Here is a 26,715-nt window from a genome sequence, read left to right on the forward strand (position 1 = left end):
TTTATACCGGTGGCAGCCACAGTTGGAACAATGACGACGTTCGTCGACATCGCGAAGCGACTCGAATCGGCCGCGAGTGCGGCGACGATCGCGAGCCGAAATCTGCTGTCGCTCGATACCAATCCCGTGCCGGGCGAGTGGACACATGTCACGAAGATCGACCCGGAAGAGGAGAAACAGCTTCCCTTGCTGTTTCCGCTCTATCTCCAGCATACCAGTGTCCTCGAGGTCGGAGGATCGAAAGACGTGACCGGGGAGAACACCAGGCAGACGCTCGAGTTGGTAGCTGATCGTCCCGCGCCAGCCTTCCAGGAACCGTCGGGTCCGGCCCAGGTAACCAACGCGACGCGCGAGCAGGCCGAGTTCCTGGCGATCCCGGAGGTGCTTAACGGCGACGCCGAGTCGCTGGTCGGCGCGCTCGGTCGGGGGATCGAACACATCGAGGAGGAACTCGTGCCGGCGATGCTCGCGGAGAAACTGCCGATCCCGCTGGGTGAGGGACTCGAAGGACGAATTGCCAGTGCAGCCACCTCCTGGATGATCGAAGAGGCGATTTTCGAAGCGTACATCATCCAAAACCCCGACAGCGCGGCGGCTCGGGAGGCCAACGTCGAGGAGAACGACCTGCTCGGTCCCGAGGCAGCCAAACAGCGTGCGATGGCCGCTGAACGCTATCACGAGGCAGAGATCATCTATCTGGAGTACTCAGGCACGTTCGGCGGCGAGGAGGCCCAGGACATCCTCGCGGCGATCGACGAGGGCGTCTCCTGGTCGCGGATCTGGTACGGCGGCGGTCTCGACGACCGTGAGAACGCCAAGGCGGTCGTCGACGCGGGCGCGGACGCGGTCGTGGTGGGCAACGTCTTCCACGAGATCGCCGCGGAGGAGACCGGGATCTGTGCGGACGCCGCCGAGGCGCTCGGCCCGGACGCTGACCGGGCGGCGGTCGAATCCTGGGTCGAGGAGAACGTCGACGTCGAGGGAACCAACGCGACGCGGTACCTCTCGACGATCACGTCGCTGTCCAATCCCACGTCCCGCGCCAGGGAATACCTTATCGCGACGATAGAGGCCTATCTCGGACTGAGCGCCCTCGCTGAGGACCTCGAAGGCGAGGTGAACGACGAGACCTCGCTGTCAGCGGCACTCGACGACCGCGAGGAGCTTCCCGGTGAGGTGGAACTCTCGAAGGTTCTCCCGGACGACGAGAGGTCTTTCCCGCGGGACCTCGTCGCTGGTCTGCTCGCCGAGCGATTCAACGTCGAGGCAGAGGTCCCCCCGGTTGGTCACGTTAGCATCGACCTCTGATACGCCATCGAACCGGGAGCACGCCCCGACGGGCGTGATCCACGGTGACTCAACCCTCGCCGTCTTCCCCGTCCGTCATCTCGCTCGCTCCCGCTTCTTCGAGGCGATCCATCTCTTCGGCCAGGACCTCATCGTCTGCGGGACTGTCCTCGATCTCGAAGGCGTCGAGGTTCTCCTGACGACTGTCGGCCATTTCCTCTTTGGGATCAAACAGGACGATCCCCGTCCCACTGGTGTACTCGTAGGCGCTCCACTCGGGGTACGTGAGGACGCCGGACATCTTCCGGACGCGGATCTGCTTGATGAGTGCGTCCTCGACGATCTCCTCGTTGAGTCGCATCTCGACGATTCCGTCCGCCATGTACCCCAGGTCGTGAGGGAACCCGCCGCCGTCGCCGGCCATGGTAGCGCCGGCGAAGACGGGGACGAACCGGCCTTTGCAGACATCCGCGCGGACGTCTTTGACGAAGTTGTACGCCCGAATCGGCTGGACGATCGAACCCAGTTCCGTCAGCGAGTCGATGACGACAATTCCCCGCTCGTCCATCTCGAGTCGTTCGAGAGCGTTGTCCAGTCGGTTCTCCAGTTCGTGGATCTCGGTCGCGTCCCGGACCGTTGTCGTCGCGTCGTTCGCGACCGATCGGAGGTGACGGTTCCACTCACTCATGCGGTCGTGCATCCGCTCGGGGTCGTCGACCCGGTAGGTGAATCCGTCGACGACGTGCAACTGATCGCGTTCGAGATACGGCAGGACGTTCCACTCCAGGGAGATAAACGACTGGATGATCGACACTGGTGGTTCGAGGAAGGCGACGACGACGGCGGGTTCCCCGCGCTGGAGCGTCCGCCAGACGAGTTCCGCCTGGACGGACTCGGTTCGGGTCCCCGCCAGGTCGCCCAACATGACGAAGGAGTTCCGCGGCATCCCCTCGGGCAGGGCGGTCTGGAGTGCCTCCACGCCGGGGTCGAACCGCCGCGCCTCCTGGAACTGCGTAAAGACGCGGTCGCTGTTCTCGACGGCCCTGCGACACGCCCGCGAACAGAACCGGTAGGTTTCCTCGTCACGGTTCAGGACCGTCGGCTCGTGGGGGATCGGCAACCGACAGTAATCACACCGCTGGATGCCGGCCGCCTCCGCCGTGCCGTCCGGCGATCCGGCGCCGTCGGTGTCGGCTTCTTCGTCGACCGGATCTGTCATGCGTTCACATATTCGTCACAACGATAAAACCGTCAGGGTTTCCTCACAGACTCGACAGCAATTCATCAAAAATCTGATGTTCGGTCGATCCATTCAGGCGTAGACGAACAGCGCCAGCCAGATTTGGGCGAGGCCGGCCAGGAGCAAAGCGATCCCGGCAACCTGTGTGATCCGTCCGGACAGCGCAGGCAGTCGCTGCCGACCGACGTCGACGCCGACGGCGATGGCGACGGTCGCCCCGATCATGAGTACCACCATGCCGGCGGCGTATCCGCCGAGGACGGCGAGGGTTCCGTACAGCGGGAAGGTGAGCGACTGGGAGACGATCCCGAGGAACACCGGCGCGAGACAGCCGGTCGCCGCCACGGCGTACAGTGCCCCGAACGCCACGAATCCCGGGATCGAGGTCCGGCGTTCCGGCAGGCGGGCGTGCCATCCGATCGATCGATCGGACAGAGTGAGCAGTCCCAGACCGACGAGCACCGCGCCCACGACCACCTCCAGGGAGGGCAGCCACTCGGTCAGTGCTCGACCGGCGGTCACAGTCAGCGCCGCCAGGACGACGAACGCCACCAGGATGCCGACGCTGGCGGCGACGCCACGGACGAGTGCGCCCGAAACGCGCGGGGTATCTGTCGCCCCGCTTGTCCGCATGTAATAGCCGACGTAGCCGGGCAAGAGAGGGTACGCACAGGGTGCGAAGAAGGTCGCGACGCCGGTGGCGAACGCGAAGGAGACTGCCGCCGCCAGTCCGACGTCAGTCATGCGTTCGCTTCGTCGATGGCCTGATCCACGCGGTCGGCGTCCGGGACGCCCGTATGCGACCAGACGATCGAACCCGTGGCGTCGACGACGGCCGTAAACGGGAGTCCAGTGGCGTCGAAGCGACTCGACAGCGCGTTCTGGGCGTCGTGGCCGACCGGCCAGCGACCGCCGTGGGTTCGCCACCACTCGATCACGTCGCTCCGCGTCCGATCGGACGCATCACCGAGGTACTCCCCCGTGACGGAGACGAACTGGACATCTCTGGCGTCGGACTCGACCGAAGACAGGGAATCGAGCGCCGGTTTGCAGGGCGGGCAGGTCGTCGCGAACAGATCGACGACAGTCGTCTGTCCGGGGACGGGGACTGTCATCTCGCCACCCGGACTTCCGGGTGTGTCGAACAGATCGACTTCGACGGGGGTGACGTCGCCACCGGCGGACGACAGCGCAATGTACCCGCCTGCGCCGACGACCGCCGCCCCGCCGAGTCCGGCCAGGAGTTCACGCCGTCGCATCCTCATCCCTCCCGTTCGCGGAGCGTCTCGAAGTCGTCATAGATGTCCTGCCACCGCGGCGTCGATCCCGTGTAGGCCCGCTCGACGTAATCGTCCGCGTTGACCAGCAGGATGAGCGCGAAGTGATTGAACATGTACATGTCCATGTCCTCGGGACGAGTCCGCTCGAAGTTTACACCGAACTCTCCCTGGACGACACTCTCGGCGGCTTCGGGTGACTCAGGGCGGAGGAACCGCCACCCATCGGCGAGGGAGACATCCATCCGGTCCGCGTAGCCCTCAAGCCGCTCGGCGTCGTCGCGTTCGGGATCGAACGTGACCGCCAGAAATCGGGTCGTGTCGGCGTGTCCTTCGTCGATAGCCCGCATCTGGACGTTACGGAGTGCCGAAATCAGTCGCGGACAGACGGTCTGGCAGTGTGAATAGAAGAACGTCATCAACGTATCGCCTTTTCGACCGGTCGTCTCGACCGCCTCCTCGGCGAGCGGATCTGTGATCGTCATGTCGGGGAGTCGCTGCCCATAGCCGGGGAACCGGACGTCGGCGGGTTCGTAGCCGGTATCGGGTTCCGAGAGGTAGGTGTCCGAATTCCCGCCGACACATCCCGCGGTGGCGCTGATCACGCCGGTCCCGAGCGCCCCCAGATACTCGCGTCTATGCACGGTTTCTCTCTCCGTTTCGAGCGCACTAAACGGTTCGCTATTGCGAACGTTTTGCATGTTACTTTCGGGAACGACGCGGAAATGTGGCCGTATTATCCGGTATATGGCCACCCTACGTGTTCAGTCTTGTTCGAATTATGGATTACTGGTCGTCCGTCGAGAAGGAAATCACTGCCTCTTTGACGGTGGACGTGAAATCCCCCGTCAATGAACGGCGACTGGATCCGGACTGGCGGATGTCGGCGGAGTCACGAGGGAGTCGACGCCGATCAGCACATCCACCTCCGCCCGGGACGGGAGTCGTCGATGACACGACGGCAGTTGCTCGGCGCCGTCGGAACGGGAGCGATCCTCGGACTCGGCGGTTGTCTCGGTGCGGAAACGCCGGATCCCGTGACGCTGACAGATAACGACGCCTGCGACGTCTGTGGGATGATCATTCCTCACCATCCTGGGCCGAGCGCGGAGGTCTTCTACCGGAACAAAGACCCCTCAGGCCACGAGAACCCGGCACGGTTCGACAGCACGTGGGAAGCATTCGAGTACGACTTCGAGCGGCGCGATCGTGGCTGGACCCGATCGGCCTTTTACGTGACCGATTACTCGGCCGTCGACTACGAGGTGTTCACCGACGGCGGCCGAACACTCATCTCGACGCACCCCGAGGCGTCTGCGTTCGTCGACGCTTCGGACGTGACCTTCGTCGTCGCGTCGTCGGTCGAGGGCGCGATGGGACAGGACCTGATCGCGTTCGGCAACGGAGACGACGCGCGTTCGTTCCAGGGGGAGTACGGGGGTGGACTCGCCGCCTTCGGCGAAGTGACGCGATCGATGATCGGCGAGTTGAGCGGGACCTGATATGCGCGTAAACGTCGTCCTCGCCGGTCTGGCGGTGGTGCTTGCGAGCGCCTCGCTGGCGTTCGCCGTCTCGCCCGCAGACACCGCCACGGCACAGCCGGTCGCCTTTTCAGATACGCTGACGACGGGGATGACTGGCGTCGACATCCGGCAGGCCGACGTTGGCGGATACGAGATCCCGCGCGCAGAGGTGTTCTACTCGCAGTACCAGTACATCGTCGGTTACTACGGGATCGAGGCGGCGCTGGGGGCGCTCGACCGCGACGCGACGACCCAACAGTTCGGGCACCCGCTCGCGATCTACGTCACGGACTTCGCCGACGCGGGCGTCGATCTGACCGACGACGGGCTTCTCACCGTCACTTCGGATCCGGAGGTCGACTGGGTCGAAGCCGGCGAGGCCTTCTTCGTGGTCGACAGTGCCGCGCGAACGCCGGGTGGGCCAGCGATCGTCCCCTTCGACGATCGGGCGTCCGCCGCGAGATTCGCGGATCGATACGGCGGAACGGTCCGACGCTGGGACGAACTGGACGCACGCGAGACAGGTTCGACAGGCGAGCGCGTCCGGACGCAGGTCGAGCAGCGCGGGGCGTGGGCGGATCGGGCAGTCAAGAAGCGGGAAGACCTACTCGACCGCCCCGTCTCCGCGACTGTCGGCGAGAACGTCTCGACGCTCGCGGCTGCCGTCCGGACGGCCGAGGAGAACTCGACGATCAGGCTCCCCCCGGGAACATATCACGCGAACCTTACGAGCGAGAAATCGGTCACGATCCGTGGCGCCGGCGACCGGACGCGACTCGTCGGCGACGGTACCGGCACTGTTCTGACGTTGCGCGGCGAACGGACGGCACTTTCGAACCTGTCGATCGCGGGTGTCGGCACGAACAACACCGGCGAACCGTCGAACGCATCGGTCGCGAACGGTAGCTGGGACGAGACGGTCCGCACCGTCTACGGATACGGCGACGCGGCGGTGGTCCTCGACGGGGCGAAGCGCTCGTTACTCTCCGACGTCACGATCGAGACGCCAGCAAGCGGTGCGATCGTCCGGGAAAGCGACGGGACAGTCATCCGTGACGCCGAGGTCGACGGGACCGACACCTGGCAGGACGGGTTCATGGGCGTGCTGGCGATGAATTCCCGGATCGTCATCCAGAACAGTACGTTCACCGGCGGTCGAGATGCCGTCTACACCCACGATGCCGACGGCCTCGTCGTCCGGAACAACCGAATGAGGGGGATGCGCTTTGGCGTCCACGAGATGTTCACTTCCAGGACGGTGGTAGCGAACAACACGGTCGCGGGAACGAACATCGGTATCGTCGTCATGACTCGCCCGAAGTCGAACGCGGTCGTCGGCAATCGGGTCAGCGACAGCGGCGTCGGAATCTCGATGTCCGGGAGTTCCTCCGCCGTGCTAGGGAACGTCGTGACCGGGAACCGCTACGGCATGGATCTGGGCTCCCAGCGATCGACGTACGAGCACAACCTCGTCTACGGGAACGACGTTGGTCTCCGGACCGGGACAATCGTGCCGACGAACGAGGTCACCGACAACGACATCATCGAAAACGACCGGTACGTCACCACGGGACGCGGCCCGGTTCGTGTCTGGTCCGGCAATTACTGGGGAGCGATCCCCGGACGCGACCGCGACGGCGACGGCACGATAGAGCGCTCCTTCCGGCCGACCGGGATCGTCGACAGCGCTGTCTCGCGTTCGGCCGGCGCAGCGACGCTCGCACGATCCCCCGCCGTCGTGATGTTGCGGCAGTTCGAGACGGCGGTCCCGGGATTGCGTGCCGCGGACGTGATCGACGACCGGCCGCGAGCGGAATCGGCACAGTCGGGCTTGTCCCCCTCGAACGCGACGGTTGGCGACGGAGGTGTTTCTCCGTGAATTCCGACGGAACCGACGACACGTCTGTCCTCGAACTACGGGACGTGCGCAAATCCTTCGGAGACGTCACTGTCCTCGACGGCGTGACGCTACGGGCGGCCGCCGACTCGGTGACATGTCTCCTGGGACCGAACGGGTCGGGCAAGACGACATTGCTCTCGATCGTGGCCGGGCTACTCGACGCGGACGGCGGAAGTGTCGAGCGCCGGGACGACACCGGCCGCGTCGTCGGCTATCTACCACAGCGACCCGCGTTCCGGTCCCGATTCACGGTCCAAGAGACGATCGAATTCTACGGCCGCCTGGTCCCTGCGGAGGTCGACGTCGATGGGATCCTCGCACGCGTCGGCTTAGACGGCGTCGCAGACCGCCGAGTCGAGCATCTCTCCGGTGGGATGACGCGCCTGCTCGGTCTCGCGCAAGCGACGGTCGGGTCCCCGTCGCTGCTCGTCCTCGACGAACCGGCCAGCGGACTCGATCCACAGTTGCGCCGGCACATCGCGTCGGTGATCGCCGATCTCGCGACCGACGGGACGGCCGTCATCGTAGCAACCCACGACCTCGTCGCGACCGATCGCATCGCTGACGAGGTTCGGATTCTCGATTCGGGATCGTTCGTCGCGAGCGGGAGCCCCGACGCATTGCGGGCCGAGACCGGCACAGACTCGCTGGACGACGTCCTCGATACGGTGATCGAACGCGACGAGACGATCGGCGTCCGAAGTGGGATCGGGGGTGGGGACGGATGAGACGAGGTGCCCGGATTGCACTGATCATCGCCCAACGCGCGTTCGATTCGGTCACTCGCAGCCGGGCGCTGCTGGCCCTCGCCACGGGCTACACGTTCGCGATCCTGGGGTTCGCTTGGGCGAGTCGCGGCGGCGGGTATCTGGCTCTGTCGATGAATCTGCTCACCCCACTGGAAGTGCTCGTTCCGCTGGTCGCCGTCGCAGTAGGCTATCGTTCGATTCTGGATGATCGTCTGCGGGGCGAACTCGACGTGTTGGGGAGCTATCCGCTCGCCGGTCGAACGTACGTTCTTGGAACGTTCCTCGGCCGTGCGGCGGCCCTGCTGGTTGTCGTCGTAGTACCCCTGGTGATCGCGATGGGGACCGTCCTGCTGTTCCGCATCGAGCGGATATCTGTGCTTGCGACTCACGCCACCGCGGATTCGCCGATCGTCTATCTTCGTATGGTCGTGCTTACCGCTGCGTTCGCACTGGTCGCCCTCGCTATCGCGATCGGGATATCGGCGCTCTCGGCGAGCAGTCGCGGCGGGCTCGCAGTGGCCGTCGTGACCGCCCTCGCGCTGGTAATCGGCCTCGATCTCGGCGTCGTCGCCGGTCTCGCAGCTGACGTCGTCCCTGCCGACGTTCTGGATGTGTTGCTGGCCGCAAGTCCACTTTCGGCGTACCGTGGGCTGGTATTCGAACTCGCAGTCGGTTCGGTCGCCCCACGGGCCGTTTCCGGTGGCATCGATCCGGTCGCGGCATGCGGAAGCCTGACGCTCTGGGCTGTCGGATCGTTATCGATCGCAGCCGACACCGTGTTCCGATGATCGTTGTCGGTATCTGCTCGTTACCGTTCGGTGGTCTGACGCACTCTTAGTACAGTTTCCATAACGGACGGGATCCGGCCACCACTAATAGGATCGCGTGGCGTGGCTCCCAGCCGTAGACGTGATTGAGCAGGATGTAGGTAACGATCCCGAGGAAGAGACTGATCCCCCAGGCTGCGACGGCGATCCGCCCCACGCGGGCGTGGTGGGTCTCCCGCAACTCGGCGGGACTGTGAGTCAGCCCGAGGATCACGGCGTAGAGGACGACGGGCACAGCGACGATCGAGAGGACGATGTGGACGGCGAGCATGAGGAGATATGCGATTTCCGGGATGCCGGTCGCCGTAATCGACTTCTCGAAGCCGCCGCCGACCTTCCAGAGGTAGAGGACGAGAAAAACCAGAATTAACCCGAACGCGGTCAGCATAGCCCCGCGGTGTTTCGCGACCGCGTCGCGCTTGATGAACCGGACGCCGACCAGGATGGCGATCAGGGCGGCCGTGTTGACCAGCGCGATCAGGTGACCGAACAGGTTCACGGTGGCGTCCGAAAGGGGTGGGAACAGCGGGATCGCCCCGGCGAAAGCGCCCGCGACGAGGGTGTATCCGATCGCCGAGAGCACCACAGTCAGGACGATCGGTCGGGCGCGACCGAACTCGCGGAGACGCGAAAGCAGATTCATGTCTACAGTTGTGGGCGCCTCGGGCTTTTGCGTTCCCCTCCCGGCAGTCGATCGTCGTGGCTGATCTACAGGCCGAACAGGCCGAGGCGGTTCACCGTTTCGACGCCGCGATCGTGGGCGGGTGTCAGTTCCCGTCAGTCGGTCGTTGTGGCGGATCCGCTCGCAGTACCGACGACGTTCGATCCCTGGTTTATGTAAAAATAGTCCATTTCAGTTCAGTTTCCGACTGAAACGGGTGATTACTTAATGTGACGTTCGTCACAGTGATTTATGGGAGCGAGACACGATGGCACGCTTAGGGCGCGTGATGAGCGAACGTGACCGTCAGGAGGAAATCGAATGTGATTTGTGAACCGCGTCGAATCGGCCCCGCTGTCCCCGCGTCAGAACCGAAAATCAGTGTCTTCGACCCGTTGATCGACCCGGGTCCGGAGGGACACAATGAGTAACGACGAAGAGCCTCGGTCGAAACGACGACTCGCCCTCCTGTTGCTAGTAGCGATCGTCGTGATCCTCGGGGCCGGGATCGGAACGGTCACGCTAACCGACAGCGATCCGGATACGGAGGGGACGGCATTCGGAGAGCTAAGTGAATCGGACGATGGAGGAGATACCGGTGACGATCCCGGCACCTCGCCGGTAGGCGGCCCTGACGACCAGAACGATGGGACGTCAGTCGACGCTCCAGGAGCGGCGGCTGAGGGTACGGGCGACGGGACGCCGGACAGCGGGACCGACCAGTCAGGGGACGATGACGACGATTCGACGGACGAGGGCGACGAAAACGTTCGAAATAGTGAAGACGAAGCCGACAACGGTGAGGAGACCGCTGGAGGCGGTGGTGGGACTGGAGGCGACGAGGCGGACGACGGCGGTGCGGACTCACCCGACGACGATGTCACGGTCTCTCTGGATTCCGAGGGAGAAGGGATACTGCTCGAAGCGAACGGCGTGGTGCCGGGCGATGCCGGTACCGAGAGGATGACGTTGACGAACAGCGGGAACCAGTCCGGCACGGTCCGGCTGGTTCGGACCGACATTACCGACCTCGAGAACGGGATCGTCGAACCGGAAGCCCCAGTCGATGACTCACCTGACGAGGGCGAACTCTCGAAGGCGATCGCGGTCCGAATGACCTTCGAATACCCCGACGGCACGGAGGAGACTGTGGTAGGATCGGAATCCTCCTCCGTCACGCTTGCGGATCTCAACGACTCTGCAAGCTCCGGGGCTGTGCTCGAGCCGGGGGCCGAGGTAACGGTCAAACTCGAGTGGCGAGTCGACGAGGACACCGGCAACGAGATTCAGTCCGACGGCACGGTCTTCGACGCAGTCTTCCAGTTGCGCGCGCCAGAACCGTAATCGGACTCACGAGAGGAGCAGGCCGAGATTGACGCCGGTGATGATCGTCCCGACGATCGCCAGGAAGATCGGCGGGCCGTAAAACAGCAGTCGGTCGTCCTCGAGTCGACCGGCCCAGATGCTGACCCCCAGACAGGCATAGAGGACGAGCAGTTTCATCGCCAGGAACCCGCCGCCGCCGAAGAGATCGATCGAGAGGTTGACGACCGGATTGGCCTCGACGTGGACCCGACTGAAGTACGCGATCGTGATCGTCGTCACGATGTCGCCGACGCCGTAGGTTGCGAGCGCCAGCAACCACACGTTGCGGAACCGCTCCTCCTCGAAGGGCGAGCCATCGAAGTGGAGCCACTCCGGTTGTGCAGTTGCCATCGCCAACAAGTAATCGGCTGACGTATTTCAATTCACTACCCTGGTTATCACTGACGATAATCCCAGGTAAATCAAACCAAACGCGAGTGATTCCGTAGTATTGGTAGAGAACGCTTGTCAATGACTCTTTCTCGTTGCCGTCGGCGTCGCTCGTTTTCGTCTGATCCGACCTAGTCGGGTTTGTTCTCTCGCCCACCCCCGTCTGTACGACTGGTTCGAATCAGGTCCCTCAGTTCAGTCACGATCAGTAGGATTGCCGGGACAACGATCAGCGCAATTACTCCGTACTGACTCCCCCCGAAGGCGACAACATATCCGATCAAGGGCAAATGAAACTGGACTATTCCGAGGATCTGATCAGGGCTGACGAGTTCAGTGTCGGGTTCCTCGTTGGCATCGCCTTTCGTTCGAAAGGCTCTGTCACCGTCCTGCTCGACGACATCGACGACACGATGGGTTACCCGTCGAGAGGACTGCTCGCCAGTCGTTTCGAAGGTAATCACGTCGCCCTCGGTTACGTCTGTCGCGGGTTGGTCGCTGACGAAAACGACCGACCCAGCACCGATCGAGGGTGACATACTCGAAGACTGGACGACGAAACTCTCGTCAGCCCCTACGAGACCGGGGATGGCGATGGCAAGGAAGATTCCCACGATGGCCACCAATAACACGAATCCGATGATGTGGCCTAGTCGGCGAGTATCGAGTGATTCTGACGACACGTTCGGTAGATCCATTGAATGTATTGACAATCGATTAGTTCAGGCGAGAGGCGTTCACTTTGTTCTGATGGGCTATTTCTTTCAACTCAGGGTTGTTAGATGGGCGTCATCGTTCGGTATAGTTCCCGAAGTACACTCGGTCCTCTTTATTTTTATTAACTTTGGGGATTTCAGCCGATCGACTGTTCGCTCTTACCACGTATCCTGTGTTCGCTTCTTGGATGGAAATCGTCGCTGTATCTGTATCTGTATTCCCTTTGTTGTCTGTCACTGTCAGTTCAATCACTGCTTGTGTCGTCCCATTCACATTGTCTGGCGGGAGGTAAACTCCCCAAGGGAGGGAAGGATACCTCCAACCCCAGCCCGGCCCACTCGTCACTTCCCATGAATAGGTCCTGATGTTTCCTCGGTCGACTGAACTTTCCCATCCCTCCAGGATCAACGTAGACCCAGCCGTTACGGTATACGGTCCTCCCGCGTCGGCAGTCAGTCCCGTCCCTCCATTATTGAAATTCGACGCCGCAGATATCTGGCTATTGGCGGCGTGACTGTCGCTGAATTCCGCAGCCGTCAGATGCGTACTGAGACCGCTGAGTCCGCCGACCATAATCACAGCAAGAAGAACCGCTCGCAGGGCGTTCTGGTTACCCATCAGTATCCCCTCCAGATACGCTCGTGCCAAGCGAAGGCGTGTCTCGATTTACTCCCATCCGATCACCTCAGGTCTGTACCAGCCGGAAGGTGAGATCCATTTCGACGCTATCGCTCTGAGCCTCGTTCACGCTTTTGTCCCCGGGATCATTGAATCGCCATTCGAGGGTGAACTGTCGTTGCGATCCCGGGACTATCGTCTCTCCGGTTGGATACGTATACGGGAGCGGGGTCGACTGGAGCTGATCTAGTCCGGTCCAGTCTCTGATCTCAGTGCCGTTGATCTCGGCCCGTACCTCGACGTAGTTCTGGAGTTCTCCTTGATTGGGGGTGTCGTCAACGCTGTTCTCGTTGTTCACGATCCCATTCTCGGAGTCACGAACGTCCTCGACGATGATCTCGATTGTACCCGTAATCGAACCGGTATTACCCAGTTGGATGGATTGGAAGCCGTCATCTCCGGGTTTCACGCCACTTACGTCGAGAAACGTGACTGTCTGGTCGTTTCCGTTTAGCTCTAGGTCGAGAGTTCCCGCCTGAACCGTGTTCTCGCTACTGGATTCGGCGTCGGAAAAGGAGGCCATCGTCCCTGCGCCCCCGGCCGCACTGGCACCTCCTACGACGACGAGACTTCCCAGAAAGCGTCGACGTGACACCATCTCTGTGTCCGTCATTTCGTGCCCCTCGCTTCAGAGAAATGGAAACACCGCTCACGGACCAACCAGCGGTCGTCATTTGTCCCTGCCGTCGGGAACAGATCGGAACACATGGGGTGAATTTCCTCGACAACCTGATCACGCACGCCCGACACCCTTCTTCATCGGGATGCCGTACTCCCGCGGAGGTGAATATTCCGCTTATGACTGTTCAATTTCAGCCGTGAGGTCGAATGTTACGGTATCGCCCTGGATCACGTTGCCCACGTCCGGGACGTGATAGTTGACGACTAGGTACTTCGTCTCGGACGGGTTGAGTGAAACAGGAGACGAAGGTGAGTTTGACGTCCCCCCGGCGGAGCTGAGGGTTGTCCCATCCGAGATCACCGTGGTTCCCCCGGAATTGATCTCCGAATCGCTGATGCCTTCTCCTTCCGATGGCTCACTGTTCAGGACAAACGCTTCTATCTCCAGATTGTCCGCCAGGTCACCGCTGGTGTCCGTATCAGTGAATTCGTCTGCAGTCCCGTCGGATTCAGTGATCGACTCGACAGTGACTCCTGCCACATTCGCATCGATCGATCCTGCGTTGGTTAGTTCTAAAACGATAGCGCCACCGTCAGTTGGCTTCACATCCCCAACTGAGAGAGATGTGGTGGCAGAATCATCGGGATCGATCTGCAGATCCAACGTCCCCGCAGTCACTTCGTTCCCACTGCTCGTCTCCGTGTCGCTGAACAGCGCGAACGTCCCGGCCCCGGCCGCCGCACTCGCCGCACCGACAGTGATCAAACCGCCCAGTACACGCCGTCGTGTGAGTTCTATCTCTGGCATAGTTGGAAAAACCTCATTTCAGTTCCGCGATCACGACAGGATCGGTCACGTTAGTTTCGTTATATCCCTCGCCTCGGAGGCATATAAACAGGGAGATGTACTTTCGCACTCGGATAAATCGACTAAAAATTTGATAATTGGAATATATCGAAACGTCTGTCTACATATCTGCCCCAAGATCGGATACATTTCGTGGGTTCTGGGGTTGAATTTCGATGTCGGCGATGGCTTTCCGGTCGAGTTCGGAGTGGAAGTCTTCCGCTAGTTCTCCGATGCCAGATCAGCTGGTCAGTGGTGTGTTATCAATCATGATAGTTTAGAATCGTCACAGCCACTCGTCGGGTTTCGTGTCGTAGTCGACGTCCTCGGCCGCGAGATGCTCAACTGTCTCCCACTCGACGTCGGTGACCGTGACGTGATCGCCGTCGTAGCGCAGGCGTTTGCCCACCTCGACCGACTCCGGTTCCTCGTCGCGTCGGCGGGCGACCTCGACATCGTGGTCGTCGAACTCCTTGACGATAGTCAGCAGGTTGACCGGTCGTCCCCAGAGTTCGAAGACCCGTTTCAGGACATCCGTGGCCTCGTCGACGTCGAGCATGACACCGTTGTACTGGTGGGCGACCAGGAGTTCGCCACTGTTGTCGTAGTTTCCGTCTTCGACCACGATCATCGGTTTCCCGAAGTTGGTGAACTCGAGCATCAGCTTCCGTTTGACGTCTTCTGGATCAGTGCTGGAAACCCGGAAGTCGCCAGTTTTGTAGCTGTGTTCGTAAGCGAAGTAGTCGTTGGCCGCGACGAACTCCCCGGTGAGAAACGCGTCGATGAACGTCACGTCGTTGTGGCTCTCCCTGATCTCCCGCATGCGATCCCAGCCACGGGTATACTCGACGTCTTCTAGGGCTGCCCCGACGCTATCGTATCGTGCGTCGTCGAAGAGGTACCGCGCGATCGATTCGAGTTCTGACCGGCTCGCCTGCTCAAGAAAGCTCCGGTTCTGGGGCTTCACCAGTGAGTAGTGTCGCTGGGCGAGCCCCTCGTAGGTCAGGACCTTCCAGGGATAGCGATCGATGTCGACCTCGCCGTCGCGGGCTCGGGAGAGTGCCTCAGCGTCGACTCGTGGATCGTCGGGATCGATCGATTCGAGCCAGCCCGGGACGTTCTCTAGCCAGGCGGGCGGGGCGAGTCGCTCGCGGACGGCCGTGAGGTCCACTTCGTTTTCGAGATTCCGCCAGGTGATCCCCTCGACGCGGAGCAGCCGTTCGAGGACTTCCCGGCGGTTGGTCCGGTTCTGGACGTACTCCCAGAGTTCCTTGCCGAGTTTGTATGGGTTCAGTCCGCCCGACCCCAGTACGCGAGCCTGATGGTCGGCGTACGTCAGGAATTCGTCAGTGCCGGCGAAGGCTTCCTCGCCCATCATCATTGATTCCCAGTAGGCCGCCCACCCTTCGTTCATCACCTTCGTCATCTTCTGTGGCGCGAAGTAGTAGGCCTCCCGGCGCAGTATTTCGAGGATCTCTCGCTGCCAGTCGGTCATCTCGACGGCCCTGTCGGCGGCGTCGTCGTACTGTTTACCGTGGGCCGCGAGGAAGCCGACAAGGTCCTCGACAGGTTCGGGCGGGAAGCCGGTCTCCTCCTCGGAGTGGTCCGCGAAGAACGTCTCGTCGAAGACCTGGCCGGTGACCTCCGCCGAGAGGTCGAGTTCCTCGATGGCCCCCTCGGGATCGCGGTCCTCAGCCTCTTGTGCGTCCCGTCGTTCGGGTTCGACGGGTGCGTAGGCGGCGTGGTGGTCGATGGTGTCTTCCAGACAGAGGACGTGATCGATCCAGCGCTCGACAGCCTCCCGGTCGATCTCGGGATCCTCCATGAATCCCCGGATCCGGTCGGCGTGGCGGGCGAGCATCGCCGTGGCGTTGGGGCCGCGGCGATCGGCAGCAGGCGTCTGGTCCTGACCGTCGGTGAACAACCCGAACCACTCGTTGTTCCCAAAGAAGTCCGCGTGGGCCTCGACGTGCGTAATCACGGCCTTCTGGTCGGCGAGGGCGTTGGATTCCTGGAGGAACGCGTGAGCGGGGTTGTCGTTGTTGACGATCTCGAAGGCCTTCCCGCCGAGGAACTGTCCTTCCTTGCGCTGGCGGTCGAAGGCCATCCCCCATCTCCAATGCGGGTAGCGTTTCTGGAAGCCCCCGTAGGCGATCAACTGGTTCATCTCGTCGTGGTCGACGATCCAGTAGTTCACCGGGTACGGATCCAGCCCCAGTTTCCGTGCCAGGGTGCGCGCTTCCGTGACGGGTTCCCGGAGTCGACGTGCCGTCTCCTTTGCGTCCGTACGGTTGTCGATGGTGCTCATTGGTCCTCCGTACTGAGTATCTCGTCGATGGCGTCGATCACGTCACCGGGTTCGTTGACGAACGCCACAGCCACGTCGTCGCTCCCCCCGAAGTGACGCTTCACTTCCTCTGCGTGGGTCGCGTTGATCGCTTCCCCGCTCGGCTGCGTCTCGACGTAGGCGTGGAGGTTGGCGTCGATCTCTTCCATCAGCGGGATGACCCGTTGTTCGGTGTCGTCACTGGAGTTCTCGCTGTCGCCGGCTGCCAGCACGTAGCGGTTCCACTCGCTGAAGGGGTATTCAGCTTCGAAAATCTCCTGGGTTAACTCGTAGGCACTGGAGATGCGCGTCCCGCCACCGGATCGAATGCCGAAGAACCCCTCGCGGTCCACTTCCCAGGCGTCGGCGTCGTGGGCGACGTAGACGAATTCGGCGGTGTCGTACTTGCCCTGGAGGTACCAATCGAGGGGCGTGAACGTCCGCTCGACGAGTTCGCGCTTCTTCTCGCGCATGCTCCCCGAGACGTCGCGGATGTTGACCACGACGACGTTGCGCTCTTTACGCTCGATCGTCTCGGGATAGCGGTAGCGCTCGTCCTGCCGGCGGAAGGGCACATCGTCGATGCCTTCCCGGCGGATGCGATCGACCGCCCGCTCGCGCTCGACGGCCGTCTCCATCGCGTCGATCGAGTCCCACTCGCCGCGTTCGCCCGGCGGCAGGTCGTCGTATTCGCTCTGGATCCAGCCCAGCGAGACAGGGATCCCGTCAGCCCGGGCCCACTCGAAGGCTTCCTCGGGGCCCCACCCCTCGACTTTCAGTGCCGCACGGACGTACTCCTCGTCGAAGTCCATCGCCAACTTGCGAGTGATCCCCCGCTTGAACAGCGTCTCGAAGTCCAGTGTACTGGAGGGACCGGTCCGGGCGACGTCGGTGAACTCGCCTTCGATCTCCTCGACGACGGTCTTGCCCTTCGGTTCGAGGTCGAGGCCGAGTTCCTCGTCGAGTTCCCTGGCGAACTCATCGGGATCCATCTCGTAATAGTCGTGTTCGCCGCCTTCCTCGCCGGGATCGCCCTTTTCGTCACCGTCTCCGGGTTCAGGCTGGCCGACTGGATCACCGACGTCGGGTTGCTCACCCTGTCCCTGGCCGACACCTCCTCGATCACGCCTGTCGTAGACGAATTCCGGGAGATCGACGATCTTGATCGGGATGCGCACCTCGTCGGCGCGGCTCTGTCCGAGGTCGCCGTACTGGATGAACTCCGCGAGGTCCTGACGGCGCTGTTCGCCCACCTCGCGGTAGCGCTCCAGATCTTCCCTCAGTCCCATCGGTGGGCGACCTCCTCTAAGACGTACCGGCTGGTCAACTCCGCCGAGGCGGGGCTGTAGCCTTGATCGTCGACCATCACGTCGATCGTCCGCTCCTTGACGCGCTCGGTTTCGGTGCCGGCCGGCGGATCGGCCCACTGGTGGGGATCGAAGTCCTCGAAGGTGCGCCGGACGGCCTCCCAGTCGTGACTGCCGAGGATCGACTCGATGACCGGAATCGACTCGGGATCGAACTCCTCGACGGCGAAGCCCTCGTCGCGGGACTCCCAGGCGTGGCGGTTGATCGCGGTGACGATCCTGTCGTTGCGGAACGCTCGAACCGCCTCTCCGGGATCGTTGCCATCGTAATGATTCTCGTCGAAGCGACCGAGGTGTTCGACCTCGAAGACACGCATCGTCAGCGGGTCGGGAGGTACCTCCTCGCCGCGGTCGTTCTCGACGCGACCGTCGGTCGCCCACGCGTAGACGGCCTCGACGTACTCGGCGACAGTCTCGCGTTCGACGCGCTTCTCCTTGAGCATCGCTCCCAGGACGTCCTCCTCCTGGCGGGTGGAAACGTGCGTCCGGACCTGATTCACACGCCCCTCGAACGTCTCGACCTCGCTCTCGCCGAAGACGGGCGCACTCGACAGCCCCTCGGTCATCGCCCCGAGCACGTCCCGGGGCATGATCACCGATCCGATGTCGAGGTCGGAGTGGTGACGGTCCCGGTCGGCGTACAGCACATCTGCGATCACGTCTCGCGTGTACGTGACGGGAATGCCGCGCTCGCCGTCCCCGGCTCCCTCCTCGAAGGCAAACTCCTCGGCCTCGATCCGTTCGTCGCCCTCCTCTAGGTAACCCTGGTCGAAGAGGAGTGCCTTGTCTACCAGATTCAGCGCGTCCGGCAGGTCCGACGTCGAGAGCCGCGAAACCACGTCGTACAGGGCCGCGGCCTCGATCGCGTGGGGTGCGAGTTCGACCTCTGTCGTCCCCTCAGCCTCCCGGACCTCGATCGCCACCGGCTCGCGGATGTGCTCGGCGAGTTCGGCGTAGGAGTCGGCCCGCCAGACGGTCGTCTCGCCGGTCAGTTCCCGGTGGAGGAGTTCGGCCTCCAGCGAGAGGGTCGTCAGATAGGCGAAGCGGTGTTTGTCCAGGCGGCGCTTGAGCGCCTTCAGCGGGTCCGAGCCCCCGCGCTCGGCGTGCTGGTCGAGTTGGGCCTCCAGATCGGGATTGGAGATGATCAACAGTTGGGTGTCGACGTCCATCTCGATGCCGCGATCGAGTTTGACCGAGCGCTCGTCGGGGACGTTCAACAGCTTTCGCAGGAGGTCGGCGTGCTGGGCGGCGTCCTCGACGACCGTCAGGACGCCGTTGCCCTGGCTGAGAACGCCGTCGTAGGAGAACGCCTGGGGGTTCTTCCGCCCCCGGGAGTTCAGCTCCCGGAGCATCCCGCCCATCCAGGTGCCAACCAGGCGCTCCTTTGGCGTGCCCTCGTCCTCGGCGTGGAGCACGCCGATCCCCTGGCCGACATCGACGACGTAGTTCTTCACCCGGAGGTGGTGAGGAGCAGTCACGGCCGAGAACAGCCCGTCGACGCCGTCACGGCGGTACTGCTCCTCTAAGTACTCGTAGGCCTCTCGCGAGAACGGATCGAGATCAGTCCCGACGGTCACGTCCGGGTGATCGCCGATCCGGTCGTTGAGGTCGGCCACGATGTCCGTGCGGATCTCCTGCGGAAACACGGCGAGAGGATGGGTCTGGACGGGACTCTCCAGCCAGTCATCGTCGTCGTTGTCTGGCACGTCGCCGTAGGTGAGCCCACTCCCGACGCTGCCCGCACCCGACGTGTTCCACTCGACAGTGTAGCGTCGGCCCTCCTCGGTCCGAGAGTATGCTCGCAGGCCGTTGATCAGACACCGCTTGAGTTCGGACTTGCCGGTCGCGGTGGGTCCCGCGAGCCAGACGATCTTCTCGGCTTTCCCCCGACGAGCAGCGATCGTCCGGAGATCCTCGACTAATCCGTTGAGAACAGCCGTATTCCCGAGGATAGCGTGCTCGCCGTCATTGTACGGATCGTCGAAGAAGCGGTAGCGCTCGCGTTCCTCACCCTCCTCGACGACGGTCCGGGTCCCGGCGGCTTCGATCGCGTCCAGAAGGTACGTACTCGCACCCGCGGCCAGCTGGGGCTCCTCCAGGATAGTCTCGACGTAGGCCTCCAGACTCATCGGCGGCTCGTAGGTCTCGGCGAGTTGGCGGTCGGCGGCGGTGACGTAATCGTCGGCGTCCGTCCCCGTCTGACCGGAGCCGCCCTCAGCGTTACGTTCAGAGCTCATTCTTCGAGTTCGGTCTTGGCGACCTCCGCGCCCGCGAACTCCAGAACCTCGACGGCGCCGTCCCGGGAGTAACCCTGCTCGATCAGGGCCTCGATCCAGGCGTTGCGGTCGTCGTCGTCCATCTCCGAACTGGCGACCAGCGCGGAGAAGTTGATGTTGTGTTTCTTATCGGCCCAGAGTTTCCGTTCCAGGGCGCGGCGTAGTCGCTCGTTGTCCTGCGGACTGAACGTGTCGCCCTCGCGCGCCCGACGGGAGACCCAGTTTGACACTTCCTGGCGGAAGTCGTCCTTCCGATCCTCGGGAATGTCTAAGTGTTCCTCGACGCTGCGGAGGAACTGCTCGTCGGGTTCGGCCTCCCGGCCGGTGAGTTCGTCCTCGACGGTATCGTCGTCGATGTAGGCCATGACGTGGTCCATGTACTTCTCGCCCTGGCGCTGGATCTCCTCGACGTCGTAGGCCAGGGCGTGGCGCACGTCGTCGATCGCCCGGTCGCGGTACTCCTCGCGGGTGAGTTCGAGGTAGCGGTAGTAGGTCTCGAAGCGCTCGGCGGGGATCGACCCGTGATGTTCGAGGTTGGCCTCGAAGTGGTTGAACGCCGTCAGCGGCGAGAGAAAGTCCCGGTCGCGGTGCATCGAGTCCATGATCGCCTCGGCGATCTCGTCGCCGATGAACCGCGGGGAGACGCCGTCCATGCCCTCGCCGATGTCGGCGCTCTCCTCGGCTTCCTCCCGGAGTTTCTTGACGTCGACGTCTTCGGCCTCCTCGCTCTCGCCGTTGTAGGCCTTTGCCTTCTGGAGGATCGTCACTGCCGAGTCGTCGGGTTCCTCGATGCGCGTGAGCACGCCGAAGAGGCCGGCCATCTCCAGGGTGTGGGGTTCGACGTGGATGTCCGGTAGATCGGCGTTGCCCAGCATCTTCCGGTAGATCATCGCCTCGTCCTCGTAGGCCAGCACGTACGGGAAGTCGATGCGCTTGGTCCGGTCGTTGAAGGCCTCCATCTTCTCGTCGCCCTTCTTCTCGCGGTACTCGGGCATGTTCGTCCGACCGACGATCACCTGGTCGATGTCGATTCGCGGATTATTCCGTGGTTTGATCGTCTGCTCCTGGGTCGCATGGAGGAAGTCATAAAGGAACTCCCGCTGCAGCTTCAGCAGTTCCTCCCCGGAGAAGATACCGCGATTGGCGTTGCAAAAGGCCCCGGAGTAGTCGAACGCGCGGGGATCGCTCTCGCCGTAGACGGCGATCTTGCTGTAGTTGACGTCGCCAGTGAGTTCCGTCTCGTCCTGGTTTTTCTTGTCTTTTGGCTCGAAGGTCTCGACCGCCTGGCGCATGTTTTCGTCGGCGACCAGCCGGATGATCTCGACGTGGTTTTCGAGGACTTCCTGCAGGTCGTCGTCGTAGTGGGCCAGCAGGCGATCCATGTAGAACTCGCTTGCGGGATCCAGTGATTGCTCGTTACGGATCGTATACGGTGCCTCCAGCGCGTCGTTCATGTCTTCGAGGACACGGTCGCGCTGCTCCTGGGGCAACAGGACCAGTGGATCCTGGTTCATGGGCGAACGAACGGTATCGTCGTCGGGGTCCTGATCGGGGATGACGTCCCGGAGATTCGTCCACCGAAAGGTGTACATCCGGCCGGCGTCCCGACGGGTGTAATCCTCAAAGTATCGACGGACCTGCCGGTCGAAGTCTGACTTCCCGGAACCGACGGGCCCGAGCAGGAGTTTGATCCGCCTCTCGGGGCCGAGTCCCCGCGAACCGCTCTTGACCTTGTTGACGAACTCGTGGATCGCCTCGTGAATCACTCGCCCGTAGAAGGTATTCTCTCCTTCATCGAGGGGGTCCGTGGCGGCGAGGTCGTACTCGACGACGCCCTCGTCCTCGTCGTAGGTCGTCCCGTAATGGTCGAACATGTCCGCGACGCGCTGGTGGGCGTTACGGGCGATCTTCGGTGACTCCTGTAGTTCGTCTAAGTACCACTGGAACGTCCGGCGCTGTCGTAAGTCGGCCGGGATCGAGTCCCGGTAGTGTTCGTTCAGTTCGTCGAGGGTGTTTCTGGTGCCATTCATGCTATCACGCTGGGGTTGCCACAGCGCTCTCCGCGATCGGTCGGGGCCTCCTTCGGGGCCGACGATCGATGGCCCGACCAGCTCTCATGGTATGATAATCCATACCACTCTCTGTGGAGCAGGGCACACCTGCCGGCGGGAAGAGTCTGGAAGGAAACCACCGATAGTAATATTTGTTGAGTACTGCAATCACTTAAGGATTTGGCTCATTTCGAACCCTGAGATGTAGAAACGGACGGAAAAGCATTCTAACGGCCATTCGAAGGAAATTCCGGCGTCCATAGAGACGAAGTACAACGCTATTTATAAGTGAGAGCTCATGTTCGTCCAGTTTCGGCCGTCTGGACTGTCGTCTCGCCGCGATCACGGAACTCATAGGGGAACGCAACGATTGACGACTGTGACCCTCGACGCGCTCCCCGACGGTTGGGTGGTCTGGAATCAGGAACCGACAGACCTGGTCCTGGTCTATCGACCCGACATCTTCGACACTGACGCGTTTCCGGCCCCTTGCCTCCCGACGCTATATGTGACCCGTGGGCGTCGCAGTCGTCGGCCAGGTCGATCTGAGCCGGACCCCGACGACCCGTGGATAGTCACGTTGTATCTGGAGCCGGAGATCGACGGACCGACCCGGGAGTTCGACGATCGCACGGCGGCCGAGACCGGGGCCGCCAGACTCGCAGAGAGGTTCGCGAGCGGCGAGATCGATTATCGGTCGTTCTACCAGCACCCTCGGGAAGCGTATCTCGATCGGCTCGACGAGCTGACCGGTCGGGAGACTTAATCGGCGGGCCGACATATCTCGATCTAATGACCCAGATCACACTTCTCGGAACCCGTCTCGCTGACGTCGGTACCGAATTCGTTTACGGTGGGGAATCCGCGGCCTGCGAGGGATGTCCCTATCGCGAGCAGTGTCTCAATCTCGACGTCGGTCGACGCTATCGCGTCACCGCGGTCCGGGAGGGTGCCAGCACCCTCGACTGTGCCGTCCACGACGTAGGTGTCACTGCCGTCGAGGTCGAACCCGCGCCGATACAGGCGAACGTCGCGTCCCAGAGCGCCTATGCCGGAAGCAAGGTCGAACTCGAAGGTCCGTGCCCACACGAAGAGTGCCCGAGCCACGAACTCTGTGAGCCTGCCGGCGGTGACTTCGAGACGACCTATCGAATCGACAGTGTCGTCGGGGAGCCACCACACGATTACTGTATGCTCGATCGTGATCTCACGCAAGTCGAACTCGCACCGCCCGAGGAGTGACGCCTGTGCGAGTGATCGCCCACGGCGGGGCGGGTTCGCCGCCAGAGGAACCTCGCTGGCGACAGCGCCGGCTACAGGCTGGCGCAGATATCGGTGCCAGGACCGACACAGCGATGAAGGCCGTTTGTGAGACCATCCGCGCCCTCGAGAGTGACCCGGCGTTCAACGCGGGCGTCGGGAGTGACGTCCAGAGCGACGGTCGGATTCGGACTGACGCCGGGTTGATGACCGGCGACCGACAGTGTGGGGCCGTCGCAGGGCTCGACGGCGTCGTCCACGCGATCGACGCCGCCCGGGCCGTCTTAGAGGAGACGCCACACGTCATGCTGGCTGGCGAACCGGCCGTGGAGTTCGCCGCCGCCCACGGGATCGAGACCGACGCCGACCCCTGGAGCGACCGGACGCGGGAACGCTGGCGGGACACGGATCCCCCGGGGTCGACAGTGACCGAGCAACTCGCCTGGCTCGACGAGCACTTCGGCGGGCACGACACCGTGGGCGCGGTGGCGACTGACGGCGACACGCTCGTTGCCGGTACCTCGACGGGCGGTCGCTGGGCGGCGCTGGCCGGCCGGGTGGGCGACGTCCCGCAGATCGGTGCCGGGTTTTACGCCAGTGAGGCGGGCGGGGCGAGTGCGACCGGTGCCGGCGAGGACATCGCCCGCGAAGCGCTCGCCAGACGTGCCGTCGAACTGCTCGAAGACGGACAGTCACCTCGCGGTGCGGCCAAAGGAGCGATCGAGACCTTCGGCGACCGGGTCGAGGGTACCGCCGGCGTCATCGTGCTGGATCAGGCGGGCACCATGGGCGAGGCGTTCAACAGTCCCGCAATGCAGACTGCCCGGGCGTCGAGCACTGAAGCCCGCCAGTGGACTGATCAGTAAGTCGACTTCTTTTTGGCCGATCGTTTAGAAGCATCGCGACAACGGACACAATAGATGCCTTTAGTGGCCAATACCGACACGTCCGTAATGCTCATGTCGGCGAAGGGAGTTCGATCATCCATGCAAGGGCCGACGGGTCCCAGCCGGATCGTCGGGGTGGTAGGGTGATCGATCAGCGGATCCTCGACAGGGCGGCGACGCTCGCGGAGATGGCACCCGACGACTCGGTAACTGCGGAAGTACTTTCGGGTCGCGAAAGCCGATTCTCGACGGCGACGCCGCTGGCAAAACCGCCGGTAACCTATCTCGAGGACACGGAGGCACCGGCGTACGTGCTGACGAACGCAAAGCGAGGGATCGGACGCGGTTCGAAACGGAACACGGTCTCGCCGGACGGCGAGCGACGGACAGTCGTCCTCGTCACTGGCCGCCGGACGCTCTGTCTCGTCGGCAGAGAATCCGAGGACGAGGTGATCGAGGTGCCACACGACGCCGTCGCCAAGGCGGCCTACAACACGGGACTGCGCGGCCATCGGATCGCCCTGCGGACACCCCGTCAGCAGTACCACCTCTGGGTCCACCGAAAGACCGGGGAACCGCTCCTGGAAACGACGACTGAGTTCATCGGGGATCACCAACTCGACGACCCCGAGACGCTCGAAGACAACGATGCCAGCCGCGTCATGTATCGGGGACGTCCGGTAAATCTCGACGCGGGGCCTCGTCAGTCGGGGGACAGTGAGACGGAGGACACCAGGACGGAGGACGGTGAGACGGATACGTCTGATGGCGATCACACGATCACGTACCGCGGGAAACCAATCGAGGACCCCTGATCGGCAGGACGGTCTAACAGTCGATCTGTTGGGAGAGTCCGTGCGGAGTCGATCCGTCGAAGACTACCCCTCGACGAGCTCGAGGATGTCGTCGAAGAACGAGAGAGAGTCGTTCGGTCCCGGATTCGCTTCGGGGTGGTACTGGCGGGTGATAATTCCCAGATCGTCGTTCTCCAGGCCTTCGGGGGTGTCGTCGTTGACGTTGACCTGTGTGACCTCCAGTTCCTCGCCGGGTTCGGCGACCGTGTAACCGTGGTTCTGGGTCGTCATCACGACCTGATCAGTCCGAAGGTCACGGACGGGCTGGTTGACGCCGCGGTGGCCGAATTCCATCTTCTCGGTCGATCCGCCCAGGGCGTTGGCGACGACCTGTTGGCCGAGGCAGATACCCGCCAGGGGAAGATCGCCGGCGTATTCCTCGACCAATCCCGCTGCAGCCTCAAAGTTCTCGGGATCGCCCGGCCCGTTCGAGATAAACAGGAGGTCGGGATCAAGCTCCTCGACCTCGGCGGGGGTCGTGTCGTAGGGGAGGGCGTGGACGACTGCGCCGCGCTCGACCAGCGACTCTTGGATCGAACCCTTCGCGCCGCAGTCGATCAGCGCGACAGCTGGCCCGTCCCCGCCCTCGTTGTACACGACGGGTTCGCTCACGCTGACCTGTTTGCCGATGTTCTCGTGGTCGCTCATGTGCTTGCACTGGCGGAGTTCGGCCAGCGCGTCCTCCTCAGTGACGTCCTCACCGGCAGCGATCCCACACTTCATCGCCCCCTCGTCGCGGATCTCGGTAACGAGTTCGCGCGTGTCGATGTGATCGACGGCCGGCCGGCCCTCTTCTTCGAGCCACTCGGCGACATCGTCGGTCATCTCGCGGGCGACGACACCGCGGGGGTGGACGCGATCGGACTCGAAGCGTTCCTCCCGGACCCCGTAGTTGCCGATCAGCGGATACGAGAAGGTGAGGATCTGTTCCTCGTAGGAGGGATCTGTCAGGCTCTCCTCGTAACCGGTATAGGCGGTCGTGAATACCAGTTCGCCGCGGGTCGTTCCAGGTGAGCGGGCGCGCGCCTCGACGACGCGCCCGCCCTCCAGGGCCACGTAGGCGTCTGTCATTACGAGATCCGTATGGAAGGTCCGCAGATAAGCGTTGCTTTCGAAGCATAGTTACGAAATTCGTAATCCTCAAGTGTGGACCCCCGGTACCCTTCAATCTCGATGGACGATCTGGACCGCGAAATTCTGAGCATCCTTCGACGTGACGCCCGGACGCCGTACACGGAGATCGCCGACGAGGTCGGTACCTCGGAGGGGACAGTCCGGAACCGCGTCGAACGTCTCACCGAGGAGGAAATCATCGAGCGGTTCACGATCGCGACCCAGACGGGAAACGTCAAGGCGATGATCGAGATTGAAGTCGACGTGGACGTCGACCACAGCGCGCTCGCGGACGCGTTCGTCGAGTGGGCCGAGGTCGACTTCGTCTGGGAGGTCAGCGGCGAGGAGGATGTCGTGTTGATCGTCGACTGTGCCGACACCGGCGAGGTCAACGATCTGATCACACGAGCACGCGAACGCGATGAAGTCATGGGAACGAAGACGAGGCTGATCCTCGAGGAGCGGGTTGGGTGATGAGGCGGTGTCGACAGAATCGAGG

26 protein-coding genes are annotated in these 26,715 nt (G+C 62.8%); 11 read left to right on the forward strand and 15 right to left on the reverse strand.

Annotated elements, in window-relative coordinates:
• Nucleotides 1–30 precede the first annotated feature (30 nt).
• Nucleotides 31–1,308, forward strand: coding sequence for a heptaprenylglyceryl phosphate synthase (locus E3374_RS15780; protein ID WP_136689914.1), 1,278 nt, complete (start codon nucleotides 31–33; stop codon nucleotides 1,306–1,308).
• 49 nt (nucleotides 1,309–1,357) lie between these two features.
• Here E3374_RS15780 and E3374_RS15785 read toward each other — a convergent pair whose 3' ends face one another.
• From E3374_RS15785 to E3374_RS15800, 4 genes are all read right to left on the reverse strand, one after another.
• Nucleotides 1,358–2,506 carry an ATPase domain-containing protein gene (locus tag E3374_RS15785; protein WP_136689915.1) on the reverse strand — a complete coding sequence of 383 codons (1,149 nt, stop codon included), beginning with the start codon at nucleotides 2,504–2,506 and terminating at the stop codon, nucleotides 1,358–1,360.
• 93 nt (nucleotides 2,507–2,599) lie between these two features.
• Nucleotides 2,600–3,271, reverse strand: coding sequence for a cytochrome c biogenesis CcdA family protein (locus E3374_RS15790; RefSeq protein ID WP_136689916.1), 672 nt, complete (start codon nucleotides 3,269–3,271; stop codon nucleotides 2,600–2,602).
• A complete protein-coding gene (locus E3374_RS15795) occupies nucleotides 3,268–3,786 on the reverse strand; it encodes a TlpA family protein disulfide reductase (RefSeq protein WP_136689917.1) in 519 nt (172 codons plus the stop codon). Before E3374_RS15795 ends, E3374_RS15790 begins: the two co-directional genes overlap by 4 nt.
• Before the next feature lie 2 nt (nucleotides 3,787–3,788).
• Nucleotides 3,789–4,448 (reverse strand): SCO family protein, encoded by a 660-nt coding sequence (locus tag E3374_RS15800; RefSeq protein WP_136689918.1) that lies wholly within the window; start codon nucleotides 4,446–4,448, stop codon nucleotides 3,789–3,791.
• Nucleotides 4,449–4,754: 306 nt separating this feature from the next.
• Between E3374_RS15800 and E3374_RS15805 the strand changes: the two genes are divergently transcribed.
• Genes E3374_RS15805 through E3374_RS15820 form a run of 4 tightly spaced genes read left to right on the forward strand, consistent with a single transcriptional unit; the run spans nucleotide 4,755 to nucleotide 8,764 of the window.
• Nucleotides 4,755–5,306 carry a nitrous oxide reductase accessory protein NosL gene (locus tag E3374_RS15805; RefSeq protein WP_136689941.1) on the forward strand — a complete coding sequence of 184 codons (552 nt, stop codon included), beginning with the start codon at nucleotides 4,755–4,757 and terminating at the stop codon, nucleotides 5,304–5,306.
• A gap of 1 nt (nucleotide 5,307) precedes the next feature.
• Nucleotides 5,308–7,206, forward strand: coding sequence for a NosD domain-containing protein (locus E3374_RS15810; RefSeq protein WP_136689919.1), 1,899 nt, complete (start codon nucleotides 5,308–5,310; stop codon nucleotides 7,204–7,206).
• Entirely contained in the window at nucleotides 7,203–7,955 is a 753-nt protein-coding gene (locus tag E3374_RS15815) for an ABC transporter ATP-binding protein (protein WP_136689920.1), read from the forward strand. Before E3374_RS15810 ends, E3374_RS15815 begins: the two co-directional genes overlap by 4 nt.
• Nucleotides 7,952–8,764, forward strand: coding sequence for an ABC transporter permease subunit (locus tag E3374_RS15820; protein WP_136689921.1), 813 nt, complete (start codon nucleotides 7,952–7,954; stop codon nucleotides 8,762–8,764). The genes E3374_RS15815 and E3374_RS15820 overlap by 4 nt, the downstream gene beginning before the upstream one ends.
• A 46-nt stretch (nucleotides 8,765–8,810) precedes the next feature.
• Here E3374_RS15820 and E3374_RS15825 read toward each other — a convergent pair whose 3' ends face one another.
• Nucleotides 8,811–9,446 (reverse strand): DUF420 domain-containing protein, encoded by a 636-nt coding sequence (locus tag E3374_RS15825; RefSeq protein WP_136689922.1) that lies wholly within the window; start codon nucleotides 9,444–9,446, stop codon nucleotides 8,811–8,813.
• A gap of 441 nt (nucleotides 9,447–9,887) precedes the next feature.
• Between E3374_RS15825 and E3374_RS15830 the strand changes: the two genes are divergently transcribed.
• The gene (locus E3374_RS15830; protein WP_136689923.1) at nucleotides 9,888–10,808 is read left to right on the forward strand and encodes a hypothetical protein; all 921 of its coding nucleotides are present in this window, start codon (nucleotides 9,888–9,890) and stop codon (nucleotides 10,806–10,808) included.
• A 6-nt stretch (nucleotides 10,809–10,814) separates the two neighbouring features.
• Here E3374_RS15830 and E3374_RS15835 read toward each other — a convergent pair whose 3' ends face one another.
• The 9 genes from E3374_RS15835 to E3374_RS15875 all read right to left on the reverse strand — a co-directional run bounded on the left by E3374_RS15835 (nucleotide 10,815) and on the right by E3374_RS15875 (nucleotide 22,081).
• A complete protein-coding gene (locus tag E3374_RS15835) occupies nucleotides 10,815–11,180 on the reverse strand; it encodes a hypothetical protein (protein WP_136689924.1) in 366 nt (121 codons plus the stop codon).
• Nucleotides 11,181–11,350: 170 nt separating this feature from the next.
• Nucleotides 11,351–11,842: a signal peptidase I gene (locus tag E3374_RS15840; protein ID WP_248299510.1), complete on the reverse strand. Its 492-nt coding sequence runs from the start codon at nucleotides 11,840–11,842 to the stop codon at nucleotides 11,351–11,353.
• Between the two features lie 166 nt (nucleotides 11,843–12,008).
• Nucleotides 12,009–12,554 carry a hypothetical protein gene (locus tag E3374_RS15845; protein WP_136689926.1) on the reverse strand — a complete coding sequence of 182 codons (546 nt, stop codon included), beginning with the start codon at nucleotides 12,552–12,554 and terminating at the stop codon, nucleotides 12,009–12,011.
• A 67-nt stretch (nucleotides 12,555–12,621) separates the two neighbouring features.
• Complete coding sequence (locus E3374_RS15850; protein WP_136689927.1) at nucleotides 12,622–13,227, reverse strand: TasA family protein; 606 nt, start codon at nucleotides 13,225–13,227, stop codon at nucleotides 12,622–12,624.
• 183 nt (nucleotides 13,228–13,410) lie between these two features.
• Nucleotides 13,411–14,043 carry a TasA family protein gene (locus E3374_RS15855; RefSeq protein ID WP_136689928.1) on the reverse strand — a complete coding sequence of 211 codons (633 nt, stop codon included), beginning with the start codon at nucleotides 14,041–14,043 and terminating at the stop codon, nucleotides 13,411–13,413.
• A 325-nt stretch (nucleotides 14,044–14,368) separates the two neighbouring features.
• Entirely contained in the window at nucleotides 14,369–16,390 is a 2,022-nt protein-coding gene (locus tag E3374_RS15860; RefSeq protein ID WP_136689929.1) for a SpoVR family protein, read from the reverse strand.
• Nucleotides 16,387–17,697, reverse strand: a complete 1,311-nt coding sequence (locus E3374_RS15865; RefSeq protein ID WP_136689930.1) for a YeaH/YhbH family protein — start codon at nucleotides 17,695–17,697, stop codon at nucleotides 16,387–16,389. The genes E3374_RS15860 and E3374_RS15865 overlap by 4 nt, the downstream gene beginning before the upstream one ends.
• A complete protein-coding gene (locus E3374_RS15870; protein ID WP_136689931.1) occupies nucleotides 17,688–20,012 on the reverse strand; it encodes a PrkA family serine protein kinase in 2,325 nt (774 codons plus the stop codon). The genes E3374_RS15865 and E3374_RS15870 overlap by 10 nt, the downstream gene beginning before the upstream one ends.
• Entirely contained in the window at nucleotides 20,009–22,081 is a 2,073-nt protein-coding gene (locus E3374_RS15875; RefSeq protein ID WP_136689932.1) for a PrkA family serine protein kinase, read from the reverse strand. The genes E3374_RS15870 and E3374_RS15875 overlap by 4 nt, the downstream gene beginning before the upstream one ends.
• A 400-nt stretch (nucleotides 22,082–22,481) precedes the next feature.
• Between E3374_RS15875 and E3374_RS15880 the strand changes: the two genes are divergently transcribed.
• The 4 genes from E3374_RS15880 (at nucleotide 22,482) to E3374_RS15895 (ending at nucleotide 25,064) form a co-directional block, all read left to right on the forward strand.
• Nucleotides 22,482–22,868 (forward strand): DUF5820 family protein, encoded by a 387-nt coding sequence (locus tag E3374_RS15880; RefSeq protein WP_136689933.1) that lies wholly within the window; start codon nucleotides 22,482–22,484, stop codon nucleotides 22,866–22,868.
• A 26-nt stretch (nucleotides 22,869–22,894) separates the two neighbouring features.
• Nucleotides 22,895–23,344, forward strand: a complete 450-nt coding sequence (locus tag E3374_RS15885; RefSeq protein ID WP_136689934.1) for a UPF0179 family protein — start codon at nucleotides 22,895–22,897, stop codon at nucleotides 23,342–23,344.
• A 5-nt stretch (nucleotides 23,345–23,349) separates the two neighbouring features.
• Nucleotides 23,350–24,228 (forward strand): isoaspartyl peptidase/L-asparaginase, encoded by an 879-nt coding sequence (locus E3374_RS15890; protein WP_136689935.1) that lies wholly within the window; start codon nucleotides 23,350–23,352, stop codon nucleotides 24,226–24,228.
• Between the two features lie 164 nt (nucleotides 24,229–24,392).
• The gene (locus E3374_RS15895) at nucleotides 24,393–25,064 is read left to right on the forward strand and encodes a hypothetical protein (protein WP_136689936.1); all 672 of its coding nucleotides are present in this window, start codon (nucleotides 24,393–24,395) and stop codon (nucleotides 25,062–25,064) included.
• 63 nt (nucleotides 25,065–25,127) lie between these two features.
• Here the strand turns inward: E3374_RS15895 and carA are convergent, their stop codons facing one another.
• Entirely contained in the window at nucleotides 25,128–26,174 is a 1,047-nt protein-coding gene (gene carA, locus E3374_RS15900) for a glutamine-hydrolyzing carbamoyl-phosphate synthase small subunit (protein ID WP_136689937.1), read from the reverse strand.
• A gap of 102 nt (nucleotides 26,175–26,276) precedes the next feature.
• Here carA and E3374_RS15905 point away from each other — a divergent pair, with 102 nt between their 5' ends.
• Nucleotides 26,277–26,690 carry an Lrp/AsnC family transcriptional regulator gene (locus E3374_RS15905; RefSeq protein WP_136689938.1) on the forward strand — a complete coding sequence of 138 codons (414 nt, stop codon included), beginning with the start codon at nucleotides 26,277–26,279 and terminating at the stop codon, nucleotides 26,688–26,690.
• Nucleotides 26,691–26,715 lie beyond the last annotated feature (25 nt).

Source organism: Halorhabdus amylolytica (genome assembly GCF_004944975.1).
In the GTDB taxonomy this organism is placed as follows: Archaea; Halobacteriota; Halobacteria; order Halobacteriales; family Haloarculaceae; genus Halorhabdus; species Halorhabdus amylolytica.